The sequence below is a fragment of the Bradyrhizobium sp. Pa8 genome, from assembly GCF_052588265.1.
This window is the reverse complement of the sequence record NZ_CP176767.1, coordinates 7733502-7748311: the sequence shown is the minus strand read 5'-3', so window position 1 is coordinate 7748311 and position 14810 is coordinate 7733502. Positions and strand designations below refer to the sequence as shown.

The 14810-nt window shown below is 65.1% G+C and carries 14 protein-coding genes; all 14 read left to right on the top strand.

Features of this window, described 5'->3' with window-relative positions; translation table 11 throughout:
- The first annotated feature begins 42 nt into the window (after window positions 1-42).
- The 14 genes from ACKWRH_RS36750 (at window position 43) to ACKWRH_RS36685 (ending at window position 14803) form a co-directional block, all read left to right on the top strand.
- On the top strand, window positions 43-813 hold the full coding sequence (locus tag ACKWRH_RS36750) for a MotE family protein (RefSeq protein WP_445217526.1): 771 nt from the start codon (window positions 43-45) through the stop codon (window positions 811-813).
- Window positions 814-1509, top strand: coding sequence for a flagellar basal body L-ring protein FlgH (gene flgH, locus ACKWRH_RS36745; RefSeq protein WP_445217525.1), 696 nt, complete (start codon window positions 814-816; stop codon window positions 1507-1509).
- A 42-nt stretch (window positions 1510-1551) separates the two neighbouring features.
- Window positions 1552-1995, top strand: coding sequence for a flagellar basal body-associated FliL family protein (locus ACKWRH_RS36740; RefSeq protein WP_445217524.1), 444 nt, complete (start codon window positions 1552-1554; stop codon window positions 1993-1995).
- Window positions 1992-2732 carry a flagellar type III secretion system pore protein FliP gene (gene fliP, locus ACKWRH_RS36735; RefSeq protein ID WP_014492667.1) on the top strand — a complete coding sequence of 247 codons (741 nt, stop codon included), beginning with the start codon at window positions 1992-1994 and terminating at the stop codon, window positions 2730-2732. The genes ACKWRH_RS36740 and fliP overlap by 4 nt, the downstream gene beginning before the upstream one ends.
- 261 nt (window positions 2733-2993) lie before the next feature.
- Complete coding sequence (locus tag ACKWRH_RS36730) at window positions 2994-3956, top strand: flagellin N-terminal helical domain-containing protein (RefSeq protein WP_445217523.1); 963 nt, start codon at window positions 2994-2996, stop codon at window positions 3954-3956.
- A gap of 268 nt (window positions 3957-4224) precedes the next feature.
- Window positions 4225-5193: a flagellin N-terminal helical domain-containing protein gene (locus ACKWRH_RS36725; protein ID WP_445217522.1), complete on the top strand. Its 969-nt coding sequence runs from the start codon at window positions 4225-4227 to the stop codon at window positions 5191-5193.
- A 299-nt stretch (window positions 5194-5492) separates the two neighbouring features.
- Window positions 5493-6458 carry a flagellin N-terminal helical domain-containing protein gene (locus tag ACKWRH_RS36720; RefSeq protein ID WP_445217521.1) on the top strand — a complete coding sequence of 322 codons (966 nt, stop codon included), beginning with the start codon at window positions 5493-5495 and terminating at the stop codon, window positions 6456-6458.
- A 300-nt stretch (window positions 6459-6758) separates the two neighbouring features.
- Window positions 6759-8387 (top strand): flagellar basal-body MS-ring/collar protein FliF, encoded by a 1629-nt coding sequence (gene fliF, locus ACKWRH_RS36715; protein WP_445217520.1) that lies wholly within the window; start codon window positions 6759-6761, stop codon window positions 8385-8387.
- Window positions 8384-9085, top strand: a complete 702-nt coding sequence (locus ACKWRH_RS36710; protein ID WP_445217519.1) for a hypothetical protein — start codon at window positions 8384-8386, stop codon at window positions 9083-9085. Before fliF ends, ACKWRH_RS36710 begins: the two co-directional genes overlap by 4 nt.
- Before the next feature lie 6 nt (window positions 9086-9091).
- Complete coding sequence (locus tag ACKWRH_RS36705) at window positions 9092-10432, top strand: MotB family protein (RefSeq protein WP_445217518.1); 1341 nt, start codon at window positions 9092-9094, stop codon at window positions 10430-10432.
- The gene (locus ACKWRH_RS36700) at window positions 10429-11619 is read left to right on the top strand and encodes a chemotaxis protein (protein ID WP_445217517.1); all 1191 of its coding nucleotides are present in this window, start codon (window positions 10429-10431) and stop codon (window positions 11617-11619) included. The genes ACKWRH_RS36705 and ACKWRH_RS36700 overlap by 4 nt, the downstream gene beginning before the upstream one ends.
- Window positions 11616-12941 carry a flagellar hook-length control protein FliK gene (gene fliK / locus ACKWRH_RS36695; protein ID WP_445217516.1) on the top strand — a complete coding sequence of 442 codons (1326 nt, stop codon included), beginning with the start codon at window positions 11616-11618 and terminating at the stop codon, window positions 12939-12941. Before ACKWRH_RS36700 ends, fliK begins: the two co-directional genes overlap by 4 nt.
- On the top strand, window positions 12892-13473 hold the full coding sequence (locus ACKWRH_RS36690) for a lytic transglycosylase domain-containing protein (protein ID WP_445217515.1): 582 nt from the start codon (window positions 12892-12894) through the stop codon (window positions 13471-13473). The genes fliK and ACKWRH_RS36690 overlap by 50 nt, the downstream gene beginning before the upstream one ends.
- 97 nt (window positions 13474-13570) lie before the next feature.
- Window positions 13571-14803 (top strand): flagellar hook protein FlgE, encoded by a 1233-nt coding sequence (locus tag ACKWRH_RS36685; protein WP_445217514.1) that lies wholly within the window; start codon window positions 13571-13573, stop codon window positions 14801-14803.
- Window positions 14804-14810 lie beyond the last annotated feature (7 nt).

Genomic DNA, 14810 nt, shown 5'->3' with positions numbered 1-14810 from the left:
CGCTCAATGCTCAGGTCTCGACCGAGAATCGCACGCGGCCCGATGCTGAAGCTGGATCACAAAGCCAAACTCCTCCTCCTGGTCGCGGCCTGCGCGTTCGGATGCGCTTCGCCCGTTCTGGCACTGGATGAGGCCAAGCAATCGAAGCCGCTCAACCTGTTGTCGTTCGCGCGTGCACGCGCGGCCGGACCGCAGAAGCCGTATCCGGCGGCCTCGTCGATACCGGGCGACAATGCGTCGTTCCGGGCGACGGCGTGGGCCGCCGAAGATTCCGGACCTGCGATCACGGGGGCCGTGCCGGCCCCCGAGAAGCCTGCGCCGGCGCCCGCAGTCGCGCCCGTGCGCCCGGCCAAGCCGGGCAGCGTCACGGCGCCGCCGAAGCCCGCACCGGCACAGGCTGCGGTACCTGCGGACAATGAGGTCGCCCTGTTCTGCAGCAATGTCGCCGACCCCGCCGTCGATGCGCGGCTGGCCTGGCAGCTCAGGGAGTTGGAGAAGGCCGAGACCCAGCTCCGGGAGCGGATCGCCGAGGTCGAGGCCAAGCGCGCCGAATACGAGAAGTGGATGGCGCTGCGTGACGACTTCCTGAAGAAGGCCGAAGCGAGCGTCGTCGAGATCTATTCGCGCATGAAGCCGGATGCCGCGGCGACCCAGATCGCCGGGATGGCGGACGAGACCGCTGCCGCCGTGCTTGCAAAACTCAGTCCGAGGAGCTCGAGCGCGATCTTCAACGAGATGGAGACGGCACGCGCGGCGCACCTTGCTGATCTACTCGGCGGAATGCGTCGCGTGGATGACGGAAAGACCAAATAGATGAAGAATCTGATCCTCATCCTGTCGCTGTTATCGCTTGCCGGATGCGTCAATGATCCGGCCGAGGTCCTGACCGGTCCGCGCTTGACGCCGGTCGGGAGCGGCCTGCGGACGCAGGCCGATCCGATTCCGGTGACGCCCCGCCTGCGCTCGCCCGTCAGCTATCGCTCGACCTGGGACGACGGCACCGATCTCTACCGTGACCCCCGCGCCCGGCGCACCGGCGACGTGGTGACGGTGATCATCTCCATGCAGGACAAGGCCAAGCTCGACAACAAGACCGACCGCTCGCGCGATTCGCAGATCAAGTTCGGGCTGGACTGGCTGATGGACGTCGCCGGATGGCAGGACAAGGGCCAGACCAGCGCCAACCTCAGCACCAACACCCAGATCAAGGGCAACGGCCAGATCGACCGCACCGAGGACATCAAGCTGTCGATCGCCGCCATCGTCACCGACGTGTTGCCGAACGGCAATATGATGATCAGCGGCTCGCAGGAGTTCAAGGTCAATACCGAGATGCGCGTGCTCAACGTCGGCGGCATCGTGCGACCGCGCGATATCTCGCGCACCAACACGATCTCCTACGAGAAGATCGCCGAGGCACGCGTATCCTATGGCGGTCGCGGAAATCTGTCTGACGTGCAGCAGCCTGGATGGGGACATCGGATCTATGACGCCGTGGCACCATTCTGAGAATCGCGCCGACCGCGCCGCGCCGCGAGGGCAGGGGACGTGATGCGCCTGATTGCGGCCATTGTGGTGCTGACCCTGATCGCGATCGGTGCGGGCGCGGTTGCCGGCCTGCATCTGTTCGCGGCCGCGGAGCGCGTCGCCGACGCCAAGAAGAGCGCCACGCCGCCGCCCATTGCCACCAGCTACGCCGGCAGCGCGCGGTTGAGAAAGCTGTCCCCGATCGTGACCAATCTCGCCGCGCCGGCCAACAACTGGGCCCGTGTCGAAGCCTCCATGGTGACCGATAGCATGAGCGACGAGGATGCCGGCATCTTGGCCGCCCATATCAGCGAGGACATCGTGACCTATCTGCGGTCGGCATCGGTTGGCCAGTTCGAGGGATCGCGCGGGCTTCAGCATCTGCGCGACGACCTGACCGAGCGCGCCAACATCCGCTCGTCGGGCAAGATCCGCGAATTGATCATTGAGACCTTGGTGATTCAGTGAGAGTGAGAGTCCTGCTGCTCGCGTTGGTTCTGGTCGTGCTGCCCGAGGTGGCGCTGGCCCAGATTCCGGACCTCAACTCGCTGCTGCCGCCGGGCAACGGCTCGACCAGCGGCCGCATCATCCAACTGATGGCGGTGATCACGGTGCTGTCGGTGGCGCCGGGACTGCTGATCATGGTGACGAGCTTCACGCGATTTGCGGTGGCGCTGTCGTTCCTGCGCTCCGGTCTCGGCCTTCAGACCACGCCGGCCAATCTGGTGCTGATCAGCCTCGCGCTGTTCATGACCTTCTACGTGATGGCGCCGACCTTCGACCGCGCCTGGGAAACCGGCGTCCAGCCGCTGATGAAGAACGAGATCTCGGAGGAAGAGGCCTATCTGAAGATCACCGATCCGTTCCGCGAGTTCATGCTGGCCCATGTCCGCGACAAGGATCTCCAGACCTTCGAGGCGCTCGCCGCGGAGAGCTTCCGCAAGAAGTTCGACGACAAGCGCATCGACATGCGCGTCATCATTCCGGCCTTCATGATCTCCGAGCTCAGGCGCTCGTTCGAGATCGGATTCCTCATCATCCTGCCGTTCCTCGTCATCGACATGATCGTGGCGACGCTGACCATGTCGATGGGCATGATGATGATGCCGCCGACGATCCTCGCGCTGCCGTTCAAGATGCTGTTCTTCGTGTTGATCGACGGCTGGAACCTGCTCGCCTCCGGACTGGTGCGGTCGTTCTCGTAGCGACCGCGATCGCCGGCCGGTTATGGTTAGCGAAAAGTGCCGGTCTATGGTTAGCAGAGAGTAATGTTAACTATATGATATTACAGAGAAATTCAAGCCGATCTTAATCTCGGCGCAAGATTCGGCGTGCTAGCAATGCGGCACGGCGGGTTGGACCCCACCCACATCAGTCCAAAGGCATGATGCCGCCCCTCCGTACCGGTGAAAGCCCGGTATGTCCCCTCGTGAAAAATGTAACGCGTACATAAAGGGACATTCGCAATGTCAAGCCTGCTTACGAACTCGACCGCCATGACCGCGCTCCAGACCCTGCGGTCTGTCGGTTCGCAACTCTCCACCACGCAGACCCGGATCTCGACCGGCCAGCGCGTGGCGACCGCGTCCGACAACGCCGCCTACTGGTCGATCGCGACGTCGATGCGCGCCGACAACGCCGCGCTCTCCGCCGTGTCCGACTCGCTCGGTCTGTCGGCTGCGACCGTCGACACGCAGTACACCGCTCTGACCACGGTTCTCGGCGACAAGGACTCCGGCCTGACCAAGCTTCAGTCGCTGCTGGTCCAGGCCAAGACCGCCGGTGTCGACCGCACCAAGATCCAGGCCGACGTCACCCAGATTCAGCAGCAGATGAAGTCCACCGCCGATGCGGCGACCTTCAACGGCATTAACTGGCTGAGCATCAATACCTCGACCGGTCCCGCGGCCACGCCGACGTCCTTCAACCTGGTGTCGTCGTACTCCCGCGTCGGTGGCACGCCCACCATCGGCTCCATCACGGTGACGACCGCGAACTTCGCGCTCTACACCACCGGTGGCGCATCTCCGACCGGCATTCTCGACACGACTGTCACCCCGCCCGCCGGTGGCCCGACGCCCGCCCCGGCCGCAGCCTCGGTCAGCACCCTGAACATCGGTGCACTGACCGACGCGGCGCCCGACCAGGTCCTGCTCGACAGCTACATCGCGCAGGTCACGACCGCGATCAACACGGTGGCCTCGGCCGCCGCCAATCTCGGTGCCGTCAAGAACCGCATCGCGACCAACACGGACTTCGTGAAGTCGCTGATGGACTCGGTGGATCGCGGTGTCGGCCAGCTTGTCGACGCCGACATGAACCAGGAGTCCACCCGCCTGGCGGCCCTCCAGGTCCAGCAGCAGCTCGGCGTTCAGGCGCTTTCGATCGCCAACAACAGCAGCCAGAGCATCCTGTCGCTGTTCCGCTAAGCTTCGAACCATCCGGGGAGGGCCGCGCTTCTCGCGAAGCGCGGCCCTTTCGTTTGGCGTGCCACCGCGCGCATGCGGTCATTTCGGCTGCCCTGTTGCGGCTGGGACACAGAGCCACAAGCCTCGCACAAGCTTCACGGGCTATCGTCGCCGCTACGACAGGTTGGGCCTGCTTTTTCGCCGCCCAAAGGCATGACGCCGCCCTGTCGTACCGGTGCAAGCCCGGTATGTCCCCAAAATCAGTTCAATCTTCAAAGGGACATCAAAAATGGGTTCAAGTCTGCTCACCAACTCGTCTGCAATGACCGCGCTGCAGACCCTCCGCAATGTCAGCTCGCAGCTCGCGACCACGCAGAACCGGATCTCGACCGGTCAGCGCGTCTCGACCGCGTCCGACAACGCCGCCTACTGGTCGATCGCGACGTCGATGCGCTCCGACAACGCCGCGCTCTCCGCCGTCTCCGACTCGCTCGGTCTGTCGGCCGCGACCGTCGACACCGAATACACCGCTCTGACATCGGTGATCGGCGACAAGGACTCCGGCCTGACCAAGCTCCAGGCGCTGCTGGTCCAGGCCAAGACCGCCGGTATCGACCGCACCAAGATCCAGGCTGACGTCACCCAGATTCAGCAGGATATGAAGCTCAAGGCCGACTCCGCGACCTTCAACGGAATTAACTGGCTGAGCATCAACACCTCGACCGGGCCCGCGGCCACGCCGTTGTCCTTCAACCTGGTGTCGTCGTACTCCCGCGTCGGTGGCACGCCCACCATCGGCTCCATCACGGTGACGACCGCGAACTTCGCGCTCTACACCACCGGTGGCGCATCTCCGACCGGCATTCTCGACACGACTGTCGCCCCGCCCGCCGGTGGCCCGACGCCCGCCCCGGCCGCAGCCTCGGTCAGCACCCTGAACATCAGTGCACTGACCGACGCGGCGCCCGACCAGGTCCTGCTCGACAGTTACATCGCGCAGGTCACGACCGCGATCAACACGGTGGCCTCGGCCGCCGCCAATCTCGGTGCCGTCAAGAACCGCATCGCGACCAACACCGAATTCGTCAAGACCCTGATGGACTCGGTGGATCGCGGTGTCGGCCAGCTCGTCGACGCCGACATGAATGCGGAATCGACCCGCCTTCAGGCCCTGCAGACCCAGCAGCAGCTCGGCGTTCAGGCGCTCTCGATCGCCAACCAGAACAGCCAGAGCATCCTGTCGCTGTTCCGCGGCTAAGCCTCAAAACTATCAAGGGGGGCCGCGCTTCTCGCGAAGCGCGGCCTTTCCATTTTGGCGGAAGCTCGTCGCGCGCCATGATCCCGGCCCGGACATTCGACTTGACGCCTTGACCTGGCTCGTCGTGTTCCGGCCCACCGCGGAGCCACAAGCCTCGCACAAACTTCGCGTGCTATCGCCGCCGTTACGACGGGTTGGGCCGCTATTTCGCCGCCCAAAGGCATGATGCCGCCCTGTCGTACCGGTGCAAGCCCGGTATGTCCCAAAAAATTTCAATCCGTTTCAAGGGGACGTCAAAAATGAGTTCAAGTCTGCTCACCAACTCGTCTGCAATGACCGCGCTGCAGACCCTCCGCAATGTCAGCTCGCAGCTCGCGACCACGCAGAATCGGATCTCGACCGGTCAGCGCGTCTCGACCGCGTCCGACAACGCCGCCTACTGGTCGATCGCGACCTCGATGCGCTCCGACAACGCCGCGCTCTCCGCCGTCTCCGACTCGCTCGGTCTGTCGGCCGCGACCGTCGACACCGAATACACCGCTCTGACCTCGGTGATCGGTGACAAGAATTCCGGCCTGACCAAGCTCCAGGCGCTGCTGGTCGAAGCCAAGACCGCCGGTATCGACCGCACCAAGATCCAGGCTGACATCACCCAGATTCAGCAGGATATGAGGCTCAAGGCCGACTCCGCGACCTTCAACGGAATTAACTGGCTGAGCATCAACACCTCGACCGGTCCCGCGGCCACGCCGGCGTCCTTCAACCTGGTGTCGTCGTACTCTCGCGTTGGCGGCACGCCCACCATCGGCTCCATCACGGTGACGACCGCGAGCTTCGCGCTCTACACCACCGGCGGCGCATCTCCGACCGGCATTCTCGACACGACCGTCGCTCCGCCCGCCGGCGGTCCGACGCCCGCTCCCGCCGCGGCCTCGGTCAGCACCCTGAGCATCAGCGCACTGACCGACTCGGCGCCCGACCAGGTCCTGCTCGACAGCTACATCACGCAGGTCACGACCGCGATCAACACGGTGGCCTCGGCCGCCGCCAATCTCGGTGCCGTCAAGAACCGCATCGCGACCAACACAGACTTCGTCAAGACCCTGATGGACTCGGTGGATCGCGGTGTCGGTCAGCTCGTCGACGCCGACATGAATGCGGAATCGACCCGCCTTCAGGCCCTGCAGACCCAGCAGCAGCTCGGCGTTCAGGCACTCTCGATCGCCAACCAGAACAGCCAGAGCATCCTGTCGCTGTTCAAGTAAGCTCCGGCTTTGGAAACAGCCGTGCTCCCCCGGGAGCACGGTCCCCGCCATGACCGGCGGGTGTGGCGGCACAAGATGTGCCCGTAATGGAAGATCTCCCGACGCCAGACGTCATGCAACACGCCGCAGCCGATCGCGCTGCCGTGCGTCCGCTTGTTGCTCCTGACCTGACCGCGTCGTCCAAGATTCTTGTAAAATTGCAACGCCTCGCCCGCGAACCGACACATTCGCCTCCTGGCGCAACCTTCAGACAAGGTTGGCAGCGGAGTGTCCCATACGTTCGCATTGGTACGAGGTCACATGCTGCTCAGTCGTGCGCAGGTACAGCAACTGCTCAACAATCTGCTGGAGCTTGGGCCGCGACGCCTGATGGCCTTGGGACTGATCGGCTTTGCCGTTCTCGTCACCGTCGTCGGCGGCGCCTATTATCTGAGCCGGCCTGAGTTCGAAACGCTCTATACTGGCCTCAATCGCGAAGACGTGACGCGCATCGGCGCCGCGCTGCGCGAGCAGAATATCACATTCGACGTCAATACGGCCGGCGACGCCGTCTCGGTGCGCCCGAGCCAGACCATGCAGGCGCGGATGCTGCTTGCCGAGAAGGGGCTGCCGACCAGCGCCAATTCCGGCTACGAGCTGTTCGACAAGATCGGCTCGCTCGGCCTGACCTCGTTCATGCAGGAAGTCACCAAGCTGCGGGCGCTGGAAGGCGAGATCGCGCGCACCGTGCAGTTGATGAAGGGCGTCAAGGCGGCGCGGGTGCATATCGTGATGCCGGTGCGCGGCTCGTTCCGGGCGACGCAGCAGCCGCCTTCAGCGTCGGTCGTGCTGCGCACCGACGGCGCGATCGAGGCGCGCACGGCGCAGTCGATCCGCCACCTCGTCGCGGCGGCCATTCCCGGCATGAGCCGGGACAAGGTGACGGTGCTGGATGCCGATGGTTCGATGCTGCTCGCCGAAGAGGACGAGGCCAGTGCGGCCCCGACCAAGATGGCGAGCCTCCAGAAGACGGTCGGCGGAATGGTGCAGGAGAACATCCGGAAGGCGTTGACGCCATATCTCGGCCTGGACAATTTCGAGGTGAGCGTCGCGCCGCAGCTCTCCACCGACAAGCGGCAGACCAACGAGACGGTCTACGACCCGGAGAGCCGCGCCGAGCGTTCGGTCCGGAACGTGCGCGAGAAGGAATCGTCGCAGAATGCGGACCGTTCGACGCCGACCACGGTGCAGCAGAACCTGCCGGACCAGCAGGTGAATGCCGGCGGCACAAAGAATTCCAGCGAGGACAAGACCCGCCGCGAGGACGTCACCAATTTCGAGGTGTCGTCCAAGACAACGACGACGGTGAGCGACGGCTATTTGGTCAAGAAACTCTTCATCGCCGTGCTGGTCAACCGCGCGCGGCTCGTCGCCGATCTCGGCGACAAGAGCAACCAGGCCATCGTCGACAGCAAGCTCGCCGAGATCAGCCAGCTCGCGGCGACGGCAGGCGGGCTGGACAAGCAGCGCGGCGACCAGATCCAGGTCACGGCCGTCGACTTCATCGAAGGCTCGCGCGAACTGGCGCCGGTGCCGCCGATCAGCTTCGTCGAGATGATCAACAAGCAGCTCGGCAGCGTCATCAATGCGGTCACCATCCTGGCCGTTGCCTCGATGCTGGTCTGGTTCGGCCTTCGCCCTGCGGTCAACGGCATTCTGACGCATCGCGCAGCGCAGGAGCAGACCGAGGCGGCCGAGGCCGCCGAGCTCGAAGCTGCAACAGCCCTTGCATTGGCCGACAGTCAGGACCCCGAGCTCAACCTCGTCGAGGATCTCGAAGGCAAGATGCAGCGGACGCCGCAGAAGCGGCTGGAGCAGATCGTCCGGCTCGATCAGATGCAGGCGGCAGCAATCCTTAAAGACTGGATGCGGCGCGAGGAGGCAGCATGAACGCGGCTATCGGAAAACTCCTGACGCAGTTCGACGCGAATGGGCGGGCCAAGTCTCCACCGCCGCCTCCGCCCCCCAAGATCCAGGATGTGCTGACAAGGCCGATGGAAGTGCGGCGCGAGTCGCAGCCTCAGCCGCCGCGTCAGGCCCAATCGCAGCCGCAGCTTCAATCGCCGCTTCCGGCGCCCGAGGCGGAAGCCCCGCCGGTCAATCTTCTCGAGGATGCCTATCGTCGCGGCCATGCCGCCGGTGTCGCGGAAGGCGATGCCAGGGTTGCCGAGGAGCGCGTCCGTAGCGCGATCCGGCTCGGCGAGGAGCGGGCCAAATGGTCCGACCAGCAGGCGGCCACGATCGTGAGCGGCTTCGAGACGGCCTGCCGCGAGATCGAAACCAACATCGCAAGCTCGGTCGCGCGGATATTGCTGCCTTTCCTCGCCGACGCCGTCCGTGACAAGGCGATCGGATCGCTGGTCGAGCAGATCGCGGCGCTGACCGGCAATTCGCCGGTGCCGGTGTTCAAGATCACCGGCCCGGGCGAATTGCTCGATCTGGTGCGCTCGCAGCTCCAGACGGCCCGGCGAACCGGGATTGAATACGAAGCCGCCGAGACTTTCGAGGTCCGCGTTGTCGCCGACCAGACCGTGATCGAGACGCAGATTGCGGCGTGGCGCGAACGTCTGAATGAGGCGCGCCGGTAGTCCGCCATGGAAGAAGTCAAGCACGAGCTGGTGATCATCCGCAGGCGCAGCGCCTTCGCCGAGGAGGCGCATCACGGTGGTGTCTGGAAGATCGCGTATGCGGACTTCATGACGGCGATGATGGCGTTCTTTCTGGTCATGTGGCTGCTCAATGCGCTCAACCAGGACCAGAAGCAGGTGGTCGCGAGCTATTTCAACCCGATCAAGCTCGCGGAGAACGCACCCGCCCCGAAGGGCCTCAAGGATCTCACCAAGAAGGAGCCGACGCAGTTCGAAGGCCAGGACGGCAAGCGTCAGCCGGCCGGGCCGAACGAAGAACGTCGCGGAGACTCGCCGACGGCGGAGAAGCCTGCCTCCTTCGAAGAGAAGGTTCTGTTCCGCGATCCCTATGCGACGCTTGCCGAGATCGCCAACAGCGCGAACCAGGCTTCGGGCCAGCGCCGTGCCGGCGCGCTAACCTCCGCCGAAGAGGACGGCCTCAAGGGCGGCGATGCCTACCGCGATCCCTTCGATCCCGGCTATTGGAAGTTGACGCCGCAGACGTCCAAGGATGCGGATCACTTCGTCGACAGCGAGCCAAAGCCGAACGCGTCCGCGCGCGACAACGTGTCCGGGACAGGTCAGGGCGAGCCGCAGGCGCAACGTGCCAAGCAGGACGATGCCGGCGGCAGCGTGGCTCCGAACGCGGACGCGTCGTCTGCAAGCCTGTCGCCCCTGCTGCCGCCGGGGCCTGCGCCTTCGCAGGCTCAACGCGATGGCAGTGCCCAGGCAAATGCGCCGCAACCGGGCGCCCAGGCTGGCGCTCAAGCCAATGCCGCCGCGCAGCCACGCCCCGGCGATCAAGCGAAGAATTCCGAATCGCGCGATGCGGCACAGACCCAGCAGCCGACCGTCAAGCAGCTTCAGTCTGCAATCGCGGATGCGCTATCGGACATCAAGGCCGGTGCGGGCCCGGTGGCCGAGGTGCGCCAGGTCGAGGAAGGCCTTCTGATCAGCCTGACCGACGATGCGAGCTTCGGGATGTTCGCGGTCGGCTCGGCCGAGCCGCGGCCTGAGCTGATCCGCGTGATCGACAAGATCGGGCCGCTGCTGACGAAACGCCAGGGTGTGATCATCGTGCGCGGCCACACCGATAATCGACCGTACAAGTCGGAGACCTACGACAATTGGCGGCTGTCGACGGCGCGCGCGCAGATGGCCTATTACATGCTGGTTCGATCCGGCGTCGATGCGCAGCGGATCGAGCATGTCGAGGGTTACGCCGATCGGCGGCCGAAGCTTCCGAGCGACCCGGCGGCGGCGCAGAACCGCCGGATCGAGATCCTGATCCGGGAGAAGCGCCCTTGACCAGGCCGCTCCTGGGCGTCGCACTGCTGATGCTGCTGCCGTTCACGACGGTATGCGCGTTTGCCGATCCGGCACCGTCCCCGGCCTCAACCTCGGGCGAGCCCTATGAGCTCGTGCGCACATTGCAGGCGGTGCAGGATGGCATTGCCCGTGGCGACACCGCGGCGCATGGCAGCCACATCGCGCTGACCCGGCAGGTCGGCGAAAAGTTCCTCGCCGCCGATCCGGGCGTGTGGAGCAACGCGCAGAACGGCCAGGCCGTCATCATCTATTTGCTCAGCGGCGGCGGGCCGCAGGTCGTCCGAAAGCTGCCGCGCGACAAGCTGAACGTCGATGAGCGGCTGTTCAATGGCGCGCTGGCCTATGTCGAAGGCCGCCAGGACGAAGCGCGCGAACTGCTCAAGGACGTCAAGCCGCGCACGCTGCCAACGGGCCTGGGCGGGCAGGTCGCGCTGGTCCAGGGCGCGCTGTTTGCGCGCGCCGAGGCATCGCTCGCGATCGAGCGCCTGGACGATGCGCGGCTGCTCTTGCCGGGCACGCTGGTGGAGGAGGCGGCGCTGCGGCGCGAGATCCTGCTGGTCGGGCAGGCCGAGGATTTCGACAAGTTCGAGTTCCTGACGCTCGCCTATATCCGCCATTACCGCAACTCGGTCTATGCCGGGGACTTCTGGCAGCGCTTCGCTTCCGGCCTGACGCAATCGAGCATTGCTCTCGACGAGCGCCGCTTTGCGCGGATCGTCACTCTGCTGGAGCAGATCGACCGCGCTAGCCGCCTCAAGCTTTATCTCGTGATCGCGCGCACCGCGATGGTGCATGGACGGCTGGCGGTGACCCGGCTTGCAGGCGAGCGTGCGCTGACGCTCAGCGCCGATGCCTCGGAGGATCGCGAGCGCGCACATTTCCTCCGCGGCGTCTCGCGGGCGCTCACTGACGAGTATGATGGCGGTGTTGCCGAGTTGAAGGCACTCGACCGCTCGAAGTTGCCCGAGCGCGATGTTCCGTTGCTGAATGCAACGTTGCAGCTCGCACTCGATGTGCGCAAGCCGTTCGCGGGCGGATCCACCGCCGGCGCCGACAAGCCTCCGGTCACGCCGGCGCGTCTCGATCTCGCCGCGTCGACTGAGACGCTGGCGCGCGCGGGGAAGCAGCTCGGCGAACTCGAACGCCTTACCAGGGATCGCCCATGACGAAGCTCAGTGGAACCTCCGGACAGGTCTTTTCGGGTCTCGCCGAAAGCCTCAACATGCGCGGCGCATCGCGCTCGGGCAAGTCCGCCGGAGCGAAATCGCCGGCAGATTCGTCGTTCAACGACCTGCTGCACACCGTCTCGAATCTCGCGAAGCGAGCGCTCAACGACGAGGGTGGCAACACGAGCGCGAAGGCCGGATCGTTGCGCACGCACCTCGCGCGCCCGGCCGACAAGGACAAGACGGTGCGGGAACGCACCGAGGCGGATGACGAGCCCGAACCCGTTCGCAAATCGTCCGACGAGAAAACTGAAAAATCGCCGGAGACGCAAACTCCGGTCGACCACAGCGCGAAGACCGAAGTTTCGGCCCGATCCAGCATTCCGGCGGTCGTCGAACAGCAGCTCGCCGCCATGCCGGCCGTGAAGCCGCAGCTGCAATCGCCGGCGGCCGACAAGAAGGATGCGCCTGCGCGCGACGAGCGCTCTGCCACGACGAAGCGTGAGGTCCAGGGCACGGCGAAGGTCACGTCTGCCGAACCCGCGCCGCCCGCGGCCGCTTCAACGGGCGCGCGCTCGCAGGCCGCGCCTTCGCAGGCGGCGGCAGCCGCGCAGCAAGGCAGCGATGCGTCGTCGAAGACAATGCCCGCAACGCAAGGCTTCGAGGCCGTCACGGCCAATGTCGAACGCGCCGTCAAAGCCTCGGCGCGGGACGCATTGCCCGAAGCGACCAAGGTCACCGTGGTCCAGCAGGAGACCCATCTGCCGCCGGCGCAGTTCAGCGCCACGCAGCAGGTCGCCAACGCAGTCGTCGCCGAGCTGAAGGAATCGCCGGCTCCGACGGCGTCCACCGCCCCCGATCTCGCGACGTCGCAGACCAATGCGCCTGAGCCGCTCAAGATCCTGACGATCAATCTCGAACCGCCGGCGCTCGGCAACGTCACGGTACGCCTTCGTCTCGTCGGCTCGGAGGTTTCAGTTCACCTCGCGGCCGCGCGCAAGGACACCAGCCTGATGCTGGATCAGCAGCGCGACTCGATCCGCGATCTCATGCAGTCGGCGGGCTATGTCGCCGACGTCGCGCCCGTGCAGCACGGCTCGCTGGACGGATTCCAGAGCGGCTCCGGCCAGCCGCAGCCGCAGCTCTCCGGCCAGCAACAGCCATCGTCGCAGTCGCAAGGCACGTTCGGCGGCGCCGGCACGTCGTCCGGGCAATCGGACGGCGGTGCGAAGCAGGCCCGGCAGGAGCGCCAGTCCAACCAGGAGACGCGTCATGACCAGGACGTGGGGCCGCAGATTCGTCGCGGCCCTGTTTATCTGTAGCGCGGGCGCCGCTGAGGCCGCGACCGACAACGCGCGCCCTTGCGAGCGCGAGATGGCGCGTGCGTCCCAGCAGCATGGGATCCCGCTCGGCATTCTCTATGCGGTCGGCCTCACCGAGACCGGGCGGCGCGGCGCGCTCCACCCTTACGCGCTCGGCGCCGACGGCCAGACCGTGTTCGCCAAGGACATGAACGACGCGATCGCGAATTTCGAGGCGATGCGCAGCAAGGGCATCAAGCTGATCGACCTCGGCTGCATGCAGATCAACCATTATTATCACGGCGACAAGTTCACGTCGGTGCGCGCGATGTTCGATCCCGCGAAGAACGTCGAATACGCCGCACGCTTCCTGAAAGAACTGAAGCAGCGCGAGGGCAGCTGGACCATGGCGGTCGCGCGCTACAACGCAGGCCCTAACAATCAGCCCGCGCAGAAGCGCTACGTCTGTCACATCGTCGCGCATCTCGTGTCCAGCGGCTTCGGCGCGTGGACCGACAAGGCGCGCTCGTTCTGTCAGCCGAAGACGACATGACCGCTACAACCTGAAAGTTGTGCACGGATCCCAATCATCAGCCCCGCGCAAGCAAGAACCCGCATTGTAGATACAACCTGACAAAGGAGCCTACTTCATGAGCCTGTATGGTGTTATGCGCACCGGCGTTTCCGGAATGAGCGCGCAGTCCAACAAGCTGTCGACGGTTTCGGACAACATCGCGAACGTCAACACGACCGGTTACAAGCGGGCTTCGACGGAATTCTCGTCACTGATCCTGAAGAGCGGCTCCGGCAACTACGACTCCGGCGCCGTCGAGACGACGGTTCGCTACGCCATCAGCGACGCGGGACACACGCAGTTCACCACGTCGACCACGGACCTCGCCGTGCAGGGCAACGGCTTCTTCGTGGTGTCGAACGCCAACAACACGCAGCAATATCTGACGCGCGCCGGCTCGTTCGTGCCGGACGCCCAGGGCAATCTGGTCAACGCGGCCGGCTACTACCTCCTGGGCCAGCCCGGTAAGGTGACCAATTTCTCGCAGAACAGCCTGTCCGGCATGCAGATCGTCAACATTGCCCAGGTTTCGCAAGTGCCCGTGCCGTCGACGGCGGGAACGCTCACGACCGGCAATCTGGATCCGAAAGCGGCTGTGATCGCCGGTCCGCCCGGGCCGGCGTCATATTCGTCGAAGAGCTCGATCGTGGCCTACAACAATATCGGCCAGGCCGTTACGCTCGACGTCTACATGTCCCACACGGCGACGGCCGCCGGCTCTGACACCTGGCAGATTCAGGCTTACAACGCCGCGACAGGTGCGTCGGTCGGTGCCGCCACCACTTTCACCTTCGATACGACCGCAACCGGCAAAGGCACGCTGGCCGCGGCGAGCCCGACGACTCTCGCCTTAACCGTCCCCGGCGGTGCGGCGCTGACCCTGGACCTGTCGAACATGACGCAGGTCGGCACCGATTTCAGCTTCAAGGCGACCGTCAACGGCAGCGTTCCGTCGGCCATCGACAAGGTCGATGTCGACGATTCGGGCTTCGTGACGGCGATCCTCAAGAACGGTCAGCAGCTGACGCTCTACACCCTCATGCTCGCCGACGTCGCGAGCCCCGACAATCTGACGCCGGAGCCCGGCAACGTCTATTCGACCAACATGAATTCCGGCAATGCACAGGCCGCGAATGCGGGCACCGGCGGGCTCGGCACGATCCAGTCCGGCGCGCTGGAAGACTCCAACGTCGACCTCGCGGACGAACTCACCGGGATGATCGAGGCGCAGCGCGGCTTCACTGCGAATTCGAAATCGTTCCAGACCGGCGCCGATCTTCTCGACGTCGTCGTCAACCTGAAGCGCTGAATCCTCA